Raw genomic sequence first — 16,256 nt, forward strand, 5'->3', positions numbered from 1 at the left:
TCGCACGGCCTGCCTGTATCAAACGCTCCGACACGCAAAACCGCTAAGAATGGAGACTGGCACATGGCAGGCCACTCAAAATGGGCGAATATTCAGCACCGCAAGGGCCGCCAGGATGCGGCGCGCTCGAAACTCTTTTCCAAGCTGGCCAAGGAAATCACCGTGGCCGCAAAAATGGGCGATCCGGATCCTGACAAGAACCCCCGCCTGCGCCTGGCGGTGAAGGAAGCCAAGAGCCAGTCGGTTCCCAAGGACGTGATCGAACGTGCGATCAAGAAGGCCATTGGCGGTGATGCGGAGAACTACGACGAGATCCGCTATGAAGGCTATGGTCCCAACGGCGTTGCGGTGATCGTCGAGGCGATGACCGACAACAAGAACCGCACCGCGTCGAACGTGCGCTCCACCTTCACCAAGAACGGCGGCAACCTGGGCGAGACCGGCTCGGTCGGCTTCATGTTCGACCGCAAGGGCGAGGTGACCTACCCGGCGTCCGTTGGCGATGCGGATACCGTGATGATGGCTGCGATCGAGGCAGGTGCCGAAGATGTCGAAAGCTCGGAAGACGGGCATAGCATCTACTGCGCCGATACCGATCTCAACGAGGTGTCGAACGCGCTGGAAGCGGAGCTGGGCGAATCTGAATCGACCAAGCTGATCTGGAAGCCGACCACCACCACCGAGCTGGACCTGGAAGGCATGCAGAAGCTGATGAAGCTGGTGGATGCGCTGGAAGACGATGATGACGTGCAGCGCGTGACCACCAATTTCGAAGCCTCCGACGAGGTGATGGCGCAGCTTTGATCGGCTGGTGCCAGGTCGGCAGATGCCGGCAGGTATAGACGCTTGATAAAGAAGACCCGCCAATCCGACGGGTCTTTTTCGTTTGGGGGCGCTATCAGTCCAGCTTGCGGTAGGATAGGAAATTGCCCCGCGGCAGATACATCAGGGTCATCTCGAAATCGGAGATGCTGTCGATGGCATAGCAGTAGGAGTCGCCGGTTTCTTCTTCGCGGGCATAGAGATAAGGGCCGCCCCCCTCCATACCGTCGCACCAATCTGTCACCGAAAGATAATCCCGGCCGGTGATGGCCCCATCATAGGTGTTGTCCCGCTCCGACCCCAGGACGGTAAATTGCGCATTGGGATCATCGACGGAATACCAGTGCCCCTGCATGCGGTTCAGGATGGAATCCGCATTGGTCCAGGGGCGGATGGTGACGTCTCGCAGCACCACATCGGCACTGCGGTCATAGAGCGCCTCAAGGTCACCCTCGACCTGGATTGGGGTGCCCGGATCAAGGTTGCCCATGATCGAAAAGACAAACTGGGGGGTGCGCCCGTCATCGGTGACGTAGAATTTCGTTCCGTCCGCGTGGAAACTGCAGGTGCGGACGCCTTCCGAATAGCACTCCTGAAGGTTCGCCATGTTCGAATAGGGTTCACCATAGGTGCCTGCAGGCGCAACACCGGTCGGCGCAGCAGGGGCGGGAACCGGTGCCGGGGCAGGATCGCTCTTCTTGTCTGAAGTGTTGACCAGGGTCAGGGTGAAATGCTTGGCGGTTTCGCCTGTATCCAGCTTGCGAAAGCCGGTGGTTTCATAGCCCCGGTTGCCGCATTCCGTATCACCGGCAATGGTGAAGGCCGAGGACGTCGTGCAAAACGTATAGTCGCCGCTGGCAAAGGGGCTGCCAGAGGCATTGGCGCGGTAGTAATAATATCGGTTCTTCAGGTCCCCGGACAGCGGCGTCTTGCAGGCGCCCGGGTCGATATTCCACCAGCCTTTCGACACCCAGGTCTTGCCATCCGCATAGCCGATGGCAACGCTCAGGCTCTTGTCGGCATCGTTGCAGATTTCCAGCCCGGCCAAAGCAGGCGTTGCGGTACAGGCCAGCAATAGGCCGAAGGATGCTTTTTTCATAATATGCCCTGACATTACTTTAGGTCAGGCTAGGCAAGCCAAAGAGGTCGCGCAAGAAATTTGAAGGCGAGGCAAGGCCGCCGTTTTGTTGGCTATGGTGTCACTGCAATAGATGCTGTCGTGCCGTGCGGACGATTGCCCTGGTTGCAGGCCCAAGCGCGGCGGCCATGACGCGGCTCACCTGCCAGCCAAGCGGCACATCCAACGGCGTGCCCGGGACGAGCTCCACCAGATCCCCTGCCGCCAGTGCATCCTGGACCAAAGACAAGGGGTTCATGCCCCAGCCCAAGCCCGCCTTGGCGGCCTCGATGAACGCCTGGCTGGAGGGCAGGAAATGCGCCGGGGGCGCCAGTCCCGGGGCCACGTAGGTCTCCATCCAGCGACGTTGCAGCGCGTCCTTGGCGTTGAAGACCAGACAGGGGGCGGCCGACAATGTGGTCGTGGTGACCCCCTCTGCGAGCCATCGCGCCACAAAGGAAGGGCTTGCGGTTGCCACGTATCGCAGCGCGCCCAGATCATGCAGCGTGCAGCCGCCCACCGGCTTGTTGCCGCAGGTGACGGCAGCCGAAACCTCGCCGCGCCGCAACCAGTCGGCGCTGTGGTCCTGATCGTCGATCACCAGGTCGAACAGCAGATCAGGGCAGGCCGCCATGGCCGGGATGAACCAGGTCGCCAGGCTGTCGGCATTGATCGCGCAGCGCAGCTGGGCGGCGCTGCCGGGGGCCGAAAGCGCCAAGTCCCGCGCGACCTGATCCTCCAAGAGGGCAACATCTTCGGCATGTTTGGCAAGCCGCAGACCGGCGGCGGTGCCGGTGCTGGGCGGTCCCCGGTGCACCAGGGCGGTGCCGGTCCGGTCCTCCAGCGCCTTGACCCGTTGCGAAATCGCCGAGGCCGTGACGCCGAGCGATTGGGCCGCAGCCTCAAAGCTGCCGTGGCGCAGGACAGACCGCAAGGCGGCCAGTTGGTTCGGCACGAACTGCATTAGAATACCTTAATTCAATTAATCATATTTAATTGGATTATCGACAGCGGAGGACTTAGTCAAAGCGGATCAGATGGGGATTTCGAGGAAAGTCAGCTGCGATGCCTTCTAGCCTTCTTGCCGGTTTTGCGCTTGGTTTCAGCCTGATCCTTGCGATCGGCGCGCAGAATGCCTTTGTGCTGCGCCAGGGGTTGCGGCGCGAACATGTCTTCTGGATCTGTCTCACCTGTGCGGGATCGGATGCGGCGCTGATCTATGCGGGGGTTCTGGGTCTTGGCTCCCTGTCCGAGGCCGTGCCGGGGTTTGAACTGGCCATGCGCCTGGCCGGGGCGGGGTTCCTGGTCTGGTATGGCGCCCGCAGCCTTCTGGCGGCCCGGCGCGGTGGTGCTGCGCTGAAGCCAGACGCGGGCGCGGCGCCTCAGGCGCTGCTGCCGGTTCTGGCCACGGTGCTGGCGCTGACCTGGCTGAACCCGCATGTCTACCTCGATACGGTTGTCCTTCTGGGCAGCATCTCGGCGCAATATCCCGACCCGATGATCTTTGGCCTGGGGGCCATCTGCGCCAGTTTCACCTTCTTCTTCTCCCTGGGTTATGGCGCGGCTTTGCTGGCGCCGGTCTTTGCACGGCCCCGGTCCTGGCAGGTGCTGGAGGTGGTGATTGGCCTCACCATGTGGGGGATTGCCGCAAAGCTCCTCTTGATGTGAGCCAGGCGATGTGACGTTGTGGATCCTTGTCATGTTCAGGGTTGTGCCTGCCTGATTTTGGGTGTTCTGTCTGATCCATGAGTGATGCACAGCAGATAGAGAAACCCGCCCAGAATCCCGTCATGGGCATCTTCTGGATGCTGGTGACCGGTCTGTGTTTCGTGGCGGTGACGGCGCTGGTGAAACATCTCGGAGGGCGCATTCCGCCTGCGGAATCCGCCTTTCTGCGCTATCTGCTGGGCCTTGTCTTCCTGATCCCGATGGTGGGCGCGCTGCGGCGGGCCCGGCTCACGCCGCGGCTTTGGGGGCTGTTTGCCGGGCGCGGCGCCTTGCACACGCTGGGTGTGATGCTGTGGTTCTTTGCGATGACCCGGATCCCCCTGGCCGAGGTCACGGCGATGAACTATCTCGCGCCGGTCTATGTCACCCTGGGAGCGGCGCTTTTCCTTGGGGAGAAACTCGCCCTGCGGCGGATTGCGGCGATTGTGGCGGCCCTGATCGGCGCCATCATCATCCTTCGCCCGGGCTTTCGCGAGGTGTCTCCCGGGCATATCGCCATGCTGGTGGCAGCCGTCGTTTTTGGTGGATCATATCTTTTGGCCAAGTTCACCGTGGATGGCACCAACCCAACCGTTGTGGTGGCCATGTTGTCGTTGTGGGTGACGGCGGGGCTGGCACCGTTTGCCATGGCGGTTTGGGTGACGCCGACGCTTGCCGAACTGGCAATCCTCTTCGGGGTGGCCTGTTTTGCCACTGCGGGCCACTACACAATGACGCTTGCCTTTTCGGCCGCCCCGGTGGCCGTCACCCAGCCGGTCACCTTTTTGCAGCTGATCTGGGCGACGCTTCTTGGCGCTTTGGTCTTTGATGAGGCGGTGGATATCTGGGTGGTTTCCGGCGGCGCGCTGATTCTGGCAGCGATCAGTTTCATCACCTGGCGCGAAGCAGTGCTGAAACGCCGGGCCATCACCCCGCCGGTGCCTGCAACCAAGGTCTGATCGGGCGGCCTTTAGGGAAGCGCGATATCCACAACCCGATGGGCGGCGGCACGGGCGGATTCTGGGTCGACGCTGCCTTCGGATTGCGCGGCCTGCAGCCAGACCCCATCCATGTAGCACTGCAAGGCCTGGCGGGCGGTCTCCACCTGGGTTTCGGGGACAAGGCGGCGCAGTTCGGCCAGGAAATGGCTGCGCACCCTTGCGCGGTTGATGCGGTGCAGCCGCGACAGGCGCGGTGAATAGGGCGCGCTGGCCCAGAACTGCATCCACAGGCTGCATTGCGGCACGGTGAACAGATCATCCGAGAAATTCGCATCCATCACCGCATAAAGCCGCTCTTTCGGCGTTCTGGCCTGGCTGTAGCCCGTGACCATGGCCCGGCGCAGCTTGCGCAACAGATGGCGCATGGTCGCCTCCATCAGCCCTTCCTTTGAACCGAAGTAATAGTTGATCGAGGCTGCCGAGGCCCCGGCCTCGGCGGCAATCTCTGCCATGGTCACGACGCTATAGCCACGTTTGTGCACGGCCACGATGGTGGCCTCGATCAGCTCTTCGTTGCGGATGTCACGAATACGTTTTCTGCCCATGCCGCAGTCTTGCGGCACATGGGCACGGGTTTCAACCGCTGTTATCTGAGTTTAAAAAGTTGTATCGCTATTTAAAAAATATTTGGCTTGGAGCCGGGACGTGATAGGAACGGTCAAGCGATTGCCCTGATAGGGGCTCTGCTCCAGTGCGGGCGATTGCGAAAGAAGCCAGGAGATTGCCCATGCGTGGACCCAATATTCTGATCCTGATGGTGGATCAGTTGAACGGAACCTTGTTTCCGGATGGCCCGGCCGACTGGCTGCATGCGCCCAATCTGAAACGCCTGGCGGCGCGCTCGACCCGGTTTGCAAATGCCTATACCGCCTCGCCGCTTTGTGCGCCGGGGCGGGCAAGCTTCATGTCCGGGCAGCTCCCCTCGCGCACCGGCGTTTACGACAACGCTGCCGAGTTTCGCAGCGATATCCCCACCTATGCGCATCATCTGCGCCGGGCGGGCTACTACACTTGTCTCAGCGGCAAGATGCATTTTGTCGGCCCCGATCAGCTGCATGGCTTCGAGGAACGCCTGACCACCGATATCTACCCGGCTGATTTCGGCTGGACGCCGGATTATCGCAAACCCGGAGAGCGGATCGACTGGTGGTATCACAATATGGGATCGGTCACCGGGGCAGGGGTCGCTGAGATCTCCAACCAGATGGAGTATGACGACGAGGTTGCCTATCACGCCAAGGCCAAGCTCTATGATCTGGCGCGCGGCAAGGATGACCGGCCCTGGGCGATGACCGTCAGTTTCACCCACCCGCATGACCCTTACGTGGCGCGCAAGAAATACTGGGATCTTTACGAGGACTGCGAGCATCTGCTGCCCGAGGTTCCGGCGATGGACTACGAGGCGCACGACGCGCACTCCAAGCGGATTTTCGATGCCAACGACTGGCGCAGCTACGACATTTCCGCAGATGATATCCGCCGCTCGCGCCGGGCCTATTTCGCCAATATCTCTTACCTCGACGATAAGATCGGTGAGATCCTCGAGGTACTGGAAACCACCCGGCAGGAGGCGATCATCCTGTTTGTCTCGGATCATGGTGACATGCTGGGGGAACGGGGACTGTGGTTCAAGATGAGCTTCTTCGAAGGCTCTTCCCGCGTGCCCTTGATGATCTCGGCGCCGGATCTTCCTGCCGGGCGCATCGATGCGCCGGTCTCGACCCTGGATGTGACGCCCACCCTGGGGGCGCTGGCCGGGCTGGATCTGGCCGAGATCGAACCCTGGACCGACGGAGAAAGCCTGGTGCCGCTTGCCATGGGCGAAGAGCGCACCGCGCCGGTGGCGATCGAATACGCAGCCGAGGCATCTTATGCGCCGCTGGTGTCGCTGCGCTATGGCAAGTGGAAGTACAACCGCTGCGCGCTGGACCCTGATCAGCTCTTCGATCTGGACACAGACCCGCACGAGCTGCGCAATCTGGCCGAGGATCCGTCTCATACGGGAACCCTGCAGACCCTGCGGGCAAAATCCGAAACCCGCTGGGATCTGGCCCGTTTCGATGCCGATGTGCGCGCCAGCCAGGCCCGCCGGTGGGTCGTCTACGAGGCGCTGCGTGAGGGGGGCTATTACCCTTGGGATTACCAGCCGCTGCAAAAGGCCTCCGAACGCTACATGCGCAATCACATGGACCTCAACGTGGTTGAGGAAAACGCCCGTTTCCCGAGGGGGGAATGATGGATCTTGATCAGGCCCATACTTTCAGCACCCGGCACAGGGAGAGCCTGCAAAACAGCGACCGGGCGGGGTGTTTCCATTGCTGCACGATCTTCGACCCTGCCGAGATCGACGAATGGATCGAGGAAAACCCCTTTGCCGATCGCCCTGCCGGGTTCACGGCCATGTGCCCGTGCTGTGGCATCGATGCGGTCCTCGCCGAAGCGGACGTGCCCCTGTCGCCAGAGTTTTTGAAACAAATGTACAAGAGGTGGTTTGACGAATGACCCCGCAACCCAAAGCAAGCCATTTCATCAACGGTGAATATGTCGAGGACACCAGCGGCACGCCGATCCCGGTGATCTATGCCGCCACGGGCGAACAGATCGCCATGGTCCATGCGGCGACGCCCCAGATCGTTGAGCACGCGCTGGCAACTGCGAAGGAGGCCCAGAAAGCCTGGGCCAGGATGAGCGGCACCGAGCGGGGCCGTATCCTGCGCCGTGCCGCCGACATCATGCGCGAACGCAATCGCGAATTGTCGGTGCTGGAAACCTATGACACCGGCAAGCCCCTGCAGGAAACCCTGGTGGCCGATGCAACCTCTGCCGCCGATGCGCTGGAATACTTCGGCGGGCTGGCAGGCAGCCTCACCGGCGAGCATATCCAATTGGGCGAGGATTGGGTCTATACCATGCGTGAACCGCTGGGCCTGTGCGTCGGCATCGGCGCCTGGAACTACCCGACCCAGATTGCCTGCTGGAAGGGCGCGCCCGCGCTCGCCTGTGGTAATGCGATGGTGTTCAAACCCTCGGAAACCACGCCGCTTTGCGCCTTGCAGGTCGCCGAGATCCTGCATGAGGCGGGACTGCCTGCCGGGGTCTACAACGTCGTTCAGGGCATGGGCGAAGTGGGCGGCGCTTTGGTCACCGATCCGCGCGTCAACAAGGTGTCGCTCACGGGATCCGTGCCGACCGGCAAGAAGGTCTATGCGGCGGCGGCCGAGGGCATGAAGCATGTCACCATGGAGCTGGGTGGCAAATCGCCCCTGATCATTTTCGAAGACGCCGATATCGACAATGCCGTGGGCGGTGCGATCAACGGCAATTTCTATTCCTCGGGGCAAGTCTGCTCCAATGGCACCCGCGTCTTCGTGCACAAGGACATCAAGGAAAAGTTCCTCGCCCGTCTGGCCGAGCGCGTCGGAGGCGCGGTGCTGGGCGATCCGCAGGATGAGGCAACGAGTTTTGGCCCCATGGTGTCGGAGCGGCAGATGGATATCGTTCTGGGCTACATTGAAAAGGGCAAGGAAGAGGGCGCGCGTCTGATCTGTGGCGGCCAGCGCGCCGATATGCCCGGCTATTTCATCGAACCCACCGTCTTTGCCGATGTGAGTGACGATATGGTGATCGCCCGCGAAGAGATCTTTGGCCCGGTGATGTCGGTCCTTGATTTCGAGGATGAGGCGGATGTGATCGCCCGCGCCAATGGCACCGAGTTTGGCCTGTCCGCTGGTGTCTTTACCAAGGATTTCACCCGCGCCCATCGGGTGATTGGCCAGCTGGAGGCCGGAAGCTGCTTTATCAACTCCTACAATGATGCGCCGGTCGAGGCGCCCTTTGGCGGGGTCAAGGCCTCGGGCGTGGGGCGCGAGAATTCCAAGGAAGCGATCAAGCACTTCAGCCAGGTGAAATCCGTCTATGTGCGCATGGGCGATGTGGAGGCGGCGTTCTGATGGATCTTGCGCCGCTTACTCAAGCCTCCGCGCCTATTCCTCTTCATGCCTTTGGGGCGATGGGGGCGTTTGTTTTGGGCGTGGCGCAATTTGTTCTGGCCAAGGGGACCCTGCTGCATCGCGCGGTCGGTAGGCTATGGGTTGGGCTGATGGTGGCGGTGGCGCTCTCCAGCTTCTTTATCTGGGAACTGAGGATGATAGGGGCGTTCTCGCCGATCCACCTGTTGTCTCTCTTCACTCTTTTCTGGCTGTGGCGTGCGGTTGCCGCTGCTCGCCGTGGGGATATCGCCGCCCATAGGCGGTTGATGAAAATTCTGTTCGTCTGCGCGCTGCTCGGGGCGGGAGCTTTTACGTTCCTGCCGGGGCGCATCATGCATGACGTCTTGTTCTAGGAGCGGTTATGAACGCGGATTACGTGATCGTCGGCGCAGGGAGCGCTGGCTGCGCTATGGCCTACCGCCTGTCTGAGGCTGGCAAGTCCGTCTTGGTGATCGAGCATGGCGGCTCGGATGCGGGGCCGTTCATCCAGATGCCGGGTGCGCTGTCTTATCCGATGAATATGTCCCTTTATGACTGGGGCTACAAATCGGTGCCCGAGCCTCAGCTCAACAACCGACAACTGGTCACGCCGCGTGGTAAGGTGATCGGCGGCTCCTCGTCCATCAATGGGATGGTCTATGTGCGCGGCCATGCGGGGGACTACGATCACTGGGCGACAAGCGGTGCGGCGGGCTGGTCCTATGCCGATGTGCTGCCCTATTTCAAACGGATGGAGGCATGGGAGCCGCGGGGCCATGGCGGTGATCCCGATTGGCGGGGCACTGATGGCCCGCTTCATGTCACACGCGGCCCGCGCGACAACCCGCTGCACGATGCCTTTGTGAATGCCGGACGTCAGGCCGGATATCCGGTGACCGCAGACTACAACGGCGAGCAGCAAGAGGGCTTTGGCCCGATGGAGATGACCGTCTACAAGGGGCAGCGCTGGTCGGCGGCCAATGCCTATCTGAAACCGGCGCTGAAGCGCGACAATTGCGATCTGATCCGGGGGCTTGCACGCAAGGTGGTGATCGAAGAGGGGCGCGCCGTAGGTGTCGAGATCGAGCGTGGGGGCAAGGTCGAAGTTATCCGTGCAAATGCCGAGGTGATCCTTTCGGCCTCTTCGCTCAATTCGCCGAAGCTGTTGATGCTCTCGGGCATCGGCCCCGCCGCGCATCTGGCGGAGCACGGGATCGAGGTGGTGGCGGACCGTCCAGGTGTTGGAAAAAACCTGCAGGACCATCTGGAGTTCTATTTTCAGTTCGCCTCCAAACAGCCGATCACGCTCTACAAGTACTGGAATCTTTTTGGCAAGGCACTGGTGGGGGCCCAGTGGCTATTCACTAAGACCGGCCTTGGCGCCTCGAACCAATTCGAAAGCGCCGCCTTTATCCGGTCTGACAAGGGCGTGGATTACCCGGACATCCAATACCACTTCCTGCCCATCGCGGTGCGCTATGACGGGCAGGCAGCGGCCGAGGGCCATGGCTTTCAGGCGCATGTGGGACCGATGCGGTCGCCGTCGCGCGGAGAGGTCACGCTCAACTCAGCCGATCCCAAGGAGGATCCGCGGATCTTCTTCAACTACATGTCGACCGAGCAGGACTGGATCGATTTCCGCAAATGCGTGCGGCTGACGCGGGAAGTCTTTGCCCAGGAGGCGATGAAGCCCTTCGTGAAGCATGAGATCCAGCCGGGCGATGCCCTGCAGAGCGATGCCGAAATCGACGGTTTCATTCGCGAACACGCCGAAAGCGCCTATCACCCGTGCGGCACCTGCAAGATGGGGGCGGTGGATGATCCGATGGCGGTTGTGGACCCCGACTGCCGGGTGATCGGCGTCGACGGCTTGCGGGTGGCGGACAGTTCGATCTTCCCGCGCATCACCAACGGCAACCTGAATGGCCCATCGATCATGACCGGCGAGAAGGCTGCCGATCACATCCTGGGTCGGCGCTTGCCCGCATCCAATGCAGAACCCTGGTTCCACCCGGATTGGCGCAACAGTCAAAGGTAGCGCTTGTCTCTTCTCACTCTCCCCTTGGGGGTGACACGTCCGGGGAACTCTCCTATCGTTGGGGGTATTCCAAGGAAAGCTATTGTCTGGGGGGACCATGAAGAACCTGCAATTGGGCGCCTTGATATGCGCCGCCGCGATGTCGCTGGCGGGCTGTTTCGGCTCAACCGAGACAGTGCCGGTCAATCTTGACTTTTCCCGCACGAACTACGGTTTCATCAACTCCGGGGGCTACGCCGCGGGCAGCTTCTTTGCGTGGAACAAGGCGCAGGATGAGCTGGTGTTCCTGGGCAATGTCCCGGGGTTTGAACCGCCCGAGCCGGGACGCGGCAGGGACGTGGTTGCCTCCTATGCGGGCGGTCTTGAGATCGGCGGCGAATATGCGACCTACGGGCGCCTGGCGCGGGCCAAGGCCGATGCCTGGGTGCGCAGAATCTCGGCCTTTGAGATCAAGAATGGCACGCGCGTTGCCTATAGCAATGTCTATACCAAGATCACGGACCACCTGAGCAAGGACATGGCGGATGGGGGCAGCCTGATCGAAGAGTGGGGAATCAGCGAGGCGATCGGGGATCCGGATCAACGGTTCATCATCGTCCGGGATGTGACCTATGGCGATACCATCCGGCTACAAGTGGATGCCGAGGCGGGGGCCGACGGGTCTTTGTCGGTTCCTGTAAAGGACGGCAGCATCAAGGTGCGCCTGAATGGTCGCGGGCTTGAGGGGATCGCGGGGGACAATATCGAAATCACCTTCTTTGTCTATGTGCTCGAGCCCTATTGGAAGCAGGAGGACGGGGTGAAGACCCTTGCCGTGCGACGGATCAAATCCGAAGACATCTCGGGATTGCCGGGATTGCTGCGACGCGTCGGGGTGGACAGCTGAGCGGCCAGCGTCGCATTTCGGTGTCTTTGAAAAACCTGCATTTGGGGGAATGATTTGATCCCGGTCAAAGTGGCGGGAGTCTCGCTGTTCTACTGTCTTGGAGACAGATGAATAGAAGGAGCGAACAGATGTCGAATACACCTCATGAACTGGCCGAGGAATTCCCTGACAAGGTCGACGTGATGAGCGCGTTGAAGCAGTCGGATGCCCATTTCGCGAAGCTGGCGGATGAATACCACGAGATCAACCGTGCGGTTCACCGGGCGGAAACCAATGTGGAGCCGGTCGAGGAACTGGCCGAAGTGGAAATGCGCAAGAAGCGCGCGGCTCTCAAGGATGAGATCTGGGGCATTCTGGCCAAGGCCTGAGCCAACTGCGTGTGTTGGTTGGTATCCGGGGTTCGCGATGCGGACCCCGTTTTCTTTTGGCGCAGGATGAATTGGGTCAGAGCCTAGCTCACCTCATAGGGCAGGATGCCGCGCGCATCGGCATTGATGCTCAACCGTCTTTCCAGCGGCGGTACCGAACGCTGGTGGCAATGCTTGCGTTCGCAAATACGGCAGGAGATTCCGATGGGTTCATAGGCCGATGCGTTGTTCACATCCAGGCTGTCGGCATAGACCAGCGCATCCGCATGGCGCACCTCGCATCCCAGCGCGATCGCATAGCGCCGCACCGGTGAGCCGAACGAGCCTCCGGGTTTGGAGACATCATGCGCCAGGGAAATGTAGCGCACGCCGTCCGGTGTTTCGGCCAGTTGGCGCAGGAAATGTCCCGGCGTCTCAAAGGCCCGGTGCACGTTCCACAAGGGGCAGGCCCCGCCGAACCGGGCAAATTGCAGCCGGGTTGCCGAATGGCGTTTGGTGATGGTGCCGGCCTGGTCGACGCGGACAAAGAAGAAGGGGATCCCCTTGGCGCCGGGGCGCTGCAGGGTGGAGAGGCGATGCGCCACCTGTTCGATGGAGGCGCCAAATCGGGTGGCCAGGCGTTCCAGATCATGCCGGTTGTCCTGTGCCGCTGCCAGAAAGCGGCCATAGGGCATCAGGGCGGCGCCTGCGAAATAGTTGGCAAGGCCGATCTTGGCGATGGCGCGGGCCTCGTTGGTCTGGAAGCGGGCGAAATCGAGGGTCGCCTCCAGGAGGTTGTCCTGGCTGAGCAGCGCCACCTGCAACAGCAGTTGAAACACCTGTGTCGAGGGGGCGGTACGGTTTGACAGCCGCAGGGTTCGCGTTTCGACATCATAGCTGCGCAAGCCGTCCATATCGGCCATCTGCACGGTGATCCCGGCCGTCTCCAGCGCCGAAAGCGCCGCTGCGCGGACATCGGCCTCACCGGCAAAACGTTCCGCGGCCCGGTCGACGGCATCGATGTAGTTGTCGCAGTAGTGGAAGAAATCGCGCACCTCTTCCCAGGGGCTGGCCTGAATGCGGGCATCCTCGCGTCCCAGGGCCTCGTCCAGGGAGGCCAGCCTTTCATGGGTTTGCCGGTAAGCGCGATGCAGTGTCAGAAACGCGCGAGCCAGCGCCGGGGCGTTGGATGCGGTCAGGCGCAGATCGGCCAGGGGCGGGGGATCATCGGCAAAGACCGGATCGGCCATCGCTTCGCGCATGTCGCTGACCAGGCGTTCGCTGTCGCCCGCGCTCAGCTCGGTCACATCCATGCCGAATTCCTGCGCCAGCGCCAGGACCACAGTTGTCGACACCGGGCGGTTGTTGTTCTCCATCTGGTTGAGATAGGGCAGGGAGACGCCCAGCTTGGCGGCAAAGTCCTTCTGCGTCAGCTCAAGCCGGGTGCGCATCTCGCGCAGCTTGGCACCGGCATAGAGTTTCTGGGTGGCCATCGGGCGTACCTTTGCAAATCCTGGTCGCTTGCATTGTATAAATGCAAATCAGGCCCGGCAAGGTGTCACAGATGCAGGGATTTCTCGCGCTGGATCACCAGAATGATGGCGGCAAGCCCCAGCAGCGCAGTGACAAACATGATGGCCAGCAGTGGCACGGCGGTGGCTCCGGGCACCAGGAGCCAGCCGGCAAAGGCACTGAGGCCCGCGCCGCCGCCAATCATGATCGCGCCGCTCAGGCCAGAGGCGGAGCCTGCCAGATGCGGGCGCACGGAAATGGCGCCGGCGGTGGCATTGGGGATCGCCATGCCATTGCCAAGCCCCACAAGGGTCATGAACCCAAAGAAGCTGTACAGGCTGTCCAGCCCGGCGATTGCGATTGCCAGGGAAATCCCGACCCCGACACCATTGACGATACAGCCCCACAGGACCATCCGGTTGACGCCGAGCCTTGTCGAGTAGCGCCCAGAGACGAAATTACCGAGGAAATAGCCCACCGCGGGGGCGGCAAAGCACACACCCAAGACAGCCGGGTCCAGGTGATAGACCTGGGTGCCCACGAAGGGGGCGCCGCCCAGATAGGCGAAGAATGCGCCCGAGGCGAGGCCCGAGGCCAGCGAGTAGCCCCAGAACCGGGGCGAGCGGAACAGCTCCGGATATTCGCGGAACTGGGCAATCAGGGTCTTGCCGCTTTTCTGGGCGGTTTCGCCGAAATCGAAATAGGTGATCGCATAGGTGGCCAGGCCCAGTGCAATCAGCAGCCAGAAATTCGCTTGCCAGCCAAAGCTTTCCTCCAGAACGCCGCCAATGGCGGGGCTGATCATCGGGACCACGGCCATGCCCATGGTGACATAGCCGATCATGCTGGCGGCCTTGTCGGTGTCGTAGATGTCGCGCACGGCGGCGCGGCTCAGAACCATCGTGGCGGCAATCGCGGCCTGGGCCATTCGGAAGACCAGAAAGACCCCGGCGGTGGGGGCAAAGATGCAGCCCAGCGTCGCCAGCAGGAACAGGATGATGCTGGTCAGGATCACCGGGCGGCGGCCCATCTGATCAGAGATGGGGCCGACCAGGATCTGCACCACCGCGTTCACCCCAAGATAGAGGGCGACAGACAGCTGCATCAGGCGATAGTCGGCCTCGAAATAGGCGGCCATCCCGGGCAGGGAGGGCAGAAACACATTCATGGCCAGCGCTGACAGTCCCGCCAAAAGAATCAGCGTGCCAATATGCGGTGGGGTCAAAGGGATACGGCCGTTGCCAGAACTCATTGTCATGACAACGATCTAGTGCCGCCAGCGCCTCTTGTCCATTGGCGCATTTCCACAGCTTATGTGCAATCCAACCGAGTCTTGCAGATCCCGGCTTGCCGTCAGACCAGGATGTCGTCGCTCAGATCCGATACGGAGACGCCACGCACCAGCAGTGTGTCAGAGCCGAAGTCGAACAGGGCGCCATCGGCTGTGTCGCTGGCCGCCGCGAGAACTGCGGATAGATCGCCGTGACCTCTGATCTTGATCGTGTCGAGGCCGTCGTCGAAATCGCGGATCGTGTCGTTTCCGAAGGTATTGGCAAAGACAAAGGTGTCAGTGCTGCGCCCTCCGTAGAGAACATCATTGCCAGCCTGGCCGTTCAGCACATCGTTGCCGCCGCCACCCGCCAGCGTATCGTTGCCAGCGCCGCCGAACAGGCGGTCACGCTGGACGCCGCCAGAGAGGGTGTCTGCACCCGCGCCGCCACGCAACTGATCCCGGCCACTATCTCCTACCAGGCTGTCGCGCCCGCCCTCTCCATAGAGCCGATCCCGTCCACTGCCCCCGACCAGATGATCGCCGCCTCGACCGCCGTAAACCGTGTCGTTGCCGATGTTTCCGTAGAGGTAATTGTTATCCGTGTTGCCGGTGATGCGGTCATTGCCCACGCCTGCGCGGACGTCTTCAATCACCGTGCCAAAGGTGATCACCACGTCACTTTCGGCGTCAATGCTGGAGAAGCTGCCTTGTCGCAGGTCGATGACAACATCGCTCGTGCGGTCGGCGACACTGATCATGTCCTGGCCGCCGCTGTCCCAGATTGCATCCACCGTTGCGGTGCGCGAACCGGTGTAGGTGGTGTCACCGGCGTTAAACGCTGTAGAACCCCAGATATCCTGCAGGGCCAGGACATCAAACAGCATCATCGCGTCGCTGTCCTGCCCGTTGTTGGGGTTCGCGGTGTAGGACATGACCGAGTAGAGGTTGCTGTCATATTCCGAGGGCAGGTCGCTGTCGTCATCGAATGTGTGCCGGAGCCCCATCGCATGGCCCATCTCGTGCAAGAGAAGGTTCATGTATTGATCTGCGGACAGGTCCAGTGTCTCATCAAAGACCACATAGCCATCCCACTGGGTGATGGTCGTCCCGGAGTAGCGAACGCTGTAGCCGCCATATCCGGTGGTGCTGCCGGGCAGCGTGACCGCGCCGACATTGATGTCCGGATCGCTTTGTCCGCTGACTTCGACGAATTCGACGTTCAGAAAGGTTTCGATATGGGCGAGCGCCGCCTCGAAATTGGCCTGTTCGGCTGCCGTGAAATCCCGCCATCCGCTGTAGGTGACGCCGGTCGGCAAATCCTCGGGCGCCTGCGTTCCGGCATATTGGTAGGTGATTTCCATCCGGGGCGAGGAGCTGAGATTGACAGGATCGCTCTGATAGAAGCGGTCGAACTGCATGGCGCGGATGATTTCCGATGGGTTCAACATCTGGATACGGTCCCCTTCAAGAACGAATTATGGTCACAATGACTGTGATGATAGACCTCGTCGGCCCGGCAAGAAAGCAAAAGTCACACGGGCTTCGGGGGGAAACAGCCGTTTGGAGCCGGGGATTTGTGAGGGGT

Annotated in this window: 16 protein-coding genes; 10 read left to right on the forward strand and 6 right to left on the reverse strand. The window is 61.4% G+C overall.

What is annotated here, in order from left to right:
• The first annotated feature begins 63 nt into the window (after positions 1-63).
• Entirely contained in the window at positions 64-804 is a 741-nt protein-coding gene (locus PXK01_RS05260) for a YebC/PmpR family DNA-binding transcriptional regulator (protein ID WP_274846571.1), read from the forward strand.
• Between the two features lie 94 nt (positions 805-898).
• On the opposite strand, the gene PXK01_RS05265 is transcribed toward PXK01_RS05260, so the two are convergent.
• Both PXK01_RS05265 and PXK01_RS05270 read right to left on the reverse strand, forming a co-directional pair.
• Entirely contained in the window at positions 899-1,921 is a 1,023-nt protein-coding gene (locus PXK01_RS05265; protein ID WP_274846572.1) for a DUF1036 domain-containing protein, read from the reverse strand.
• 100 nt (positions 1,922-2,021) lie between these two features.
• On the reverse strand, positions 2,022-2,903 hold the full coding sequence (locus PXK01_RS05270; RefSeq protein WP_274846573.1) for a LysR family transcriptional regulator ArgP: 882 nt from the start codon (positions 2,901-2,903) through the stop codon (positions 2,022-2,024).
• 101 nt (positions 2,904-3,004) lie between these two features.
• On the opposite strand from PXK01_RS05270, the gene PXK01_RS05275 reads away from it, so the two are divergent.
• Positions 3,005-3,607 (forward strand): LysE/ArgO family amino acid transporter, encoded by a 603-nt coding sequence (locus tag PXK01_RS05275; RefSeq protein ID WP_274846574.1) that lies wholly within the window; start codon positions 3,005-3,007, stop codon positions 3,605-3,607.
• A gap of 77 nt (positions 3,608-3,684) precedes the next feature.
• On the forward strand, positions 3,685-4,605 hold the full coding sequence (locus tag PXK01_RS05280; protein ID WP_274846575.1) for a DMT family transporter: 921 nt from the start codon (positions 3,685-3,687) through the stop codon (positions 4,603-4,605).
• Positions 4,606-4,616: 11 nt separating this feature from the next.
• Here PXK01_RS05280 and betI read toward each other — a convergent pair whose 3' ends face one another.
• The gene (betI, locus tag PXK01_RS05285) at positions 4,617-5,192 is read right to left on the reverse strand and encodes a choline-binding transcriptional repressor BetI (protein ID WP_274846576.1); all 576 of its coding nucleotides are present in this window, start codon (positions 5,190-5,192) and stop codon (positions 4,617-4,619) included.
• A gap of 182 nt (positions 5,193-5,374) precedes the next feature.
• On the opposite strand from betI, the gene betC reads away from it, so the two are divergent.
• The 7 genes from betC to PXK01_RS05320 all read left to right on the forward strand — a co-directional run bounded on the left by betC (position 5,375) and on the right by PXK01_RS05320 (position 11,907).
• On the forward strand, positions 5,375-6,883 hold the full coding sequence (gene betC / locus PXK01_RS05290) for a choline-sulfatase (protein ID WP_274859140.1): 1,509 nt from the start codon (positions 5,375-5,377) through the stop codon (positions 6,881-6,883).
• Positions 6,883-7,149 carry a cytoplasmic protein gene (locus tag PXK01_RS05295; protein ID WP_274859141.1) on the forward strand — a complete coding sequence of 89 codons (267 nt, stop codon included), beginning with the start codon at positions 6,883-6,885 and terminating at the stop codon, positions 7,147-7,149. Before betC ends, PXK01_RS05295 begins: the two co-directional genes overlap by 1 nt.
• Entirely contained in the window at positions 7,146-8,597 is a 1,452-nt protein-coding gene (gene betB / locus PXK01_RS05300; RefSeq protein WP_274846579.1) for a betaine-aldehyde dehydrogenase, read from the forward strand. The genes PXK01_RS05295 and betB overlap by 4 nt, the downstream gene beginning before the upstream one ends.
• The gene (locus PXK01_RS05305) at positions 8,597-8,989 is read left to right on the forward strand and encodes a DUF2306 domain-containing protein (protein ID WP_274846580.1); all 393 of its coding nucleotides are present in this window, start codon (positions 8,597-8,599) and stop codon (positions 8,987-8,989) included. Before betB ends, PXK01_RS05305 begins: the two co-directional genes overlap by 1 nt.
• A gap of 8 nt (positions 8,990-8,997) precedes the next feature.
• Positions 8,998-10,653 carry a choline dehydrogenase gene (gene betA / locus PXK01_RS05310; RefSeq protein ID WP_274859142.1) on the forward strand — a complete coding sequence of 552 codons (1,656 nt, stop codon included), beginning with the start codon at positions 8,998-9,000 and terminating at the stop codon, positions 10,651-10,653.
• 97 nt (positions 10,654-10,750) lie between these two features.
• Complete coding sequence (locus PXK01_RS05315; protein ID WP_274846582.1) at positions 10,751-11,539, forward strand: hypothetical protein; 789 nt, start codon at positions 10,751-10,753, stop codon at positions 11,537-11,539.
• A 128-nt stretch (positions 11,540-11,667) separates the two neighbouring features.
• A complete protein-coding gene (locus PXK01_RS05320; protein WP_274846583.1) occupies positions 11,668-11,907 on the forward strand; it encodes a YdcH family protein in 240 nt (79 codons plus the stop codon).
• Between the two features lie 83 nt (positions 11,908-11,990).
• On the opposite strand, the gene PXK01_RS05325 is transcribed toward PXK01_RS05320, so the two are convergent.
• From PXK01_RS05325 to PXK01_RS05335, 3 genes are all read right to left on the reverse strand, one after another.
• Positions 11,991-13,379: a helix-turn-helix domain-containing protein gene (locus PXK01_RS05325; RefSeq protein ID WP_274859144.1), complete on the reverse strand. Its 1,389-nt coding sequence runs from the start codon at positions 13,377-13,379 to the stop codon at positions 11,991-11,993.
• Positions 13,380-13,444: 65 nt separating this feature from the next.
• A complete protein-coding gene (locus PXK01_RS05330; RefSeq protein WP_446728344.1) occupies positions 13,445-14,656 on the reverse strand; it encodes a multidrug effflux MFS transporter in 1,212 nt (403 codons plus the stop codon).
• A 95-nt stretch (positions 14,657-14,751) separates the two neighbouring features.
• On the reverse strand, positions 14,752-16,119 hold the full coding sequence (locus PXK01_RS05335) for a M10 family metallopeptidase (RefSeq protein ID WP_274859145.1): 1,368 nt from the start codon (positions 16,117-16,119) through the stop codon (positions 14,752-14,754).
• Positions 16,120-16,256: the final 137 nt, after the last annotated feature.

The organism is Phaeobacter sp. PT47_59 (assembly GCF_028890025.1).
Classification (GTDB): Bacteria; Pseudomonadota; Alphaproteobacteria; order Rhodobacterales; family Rhodobacteraceae; genus Phycobacter.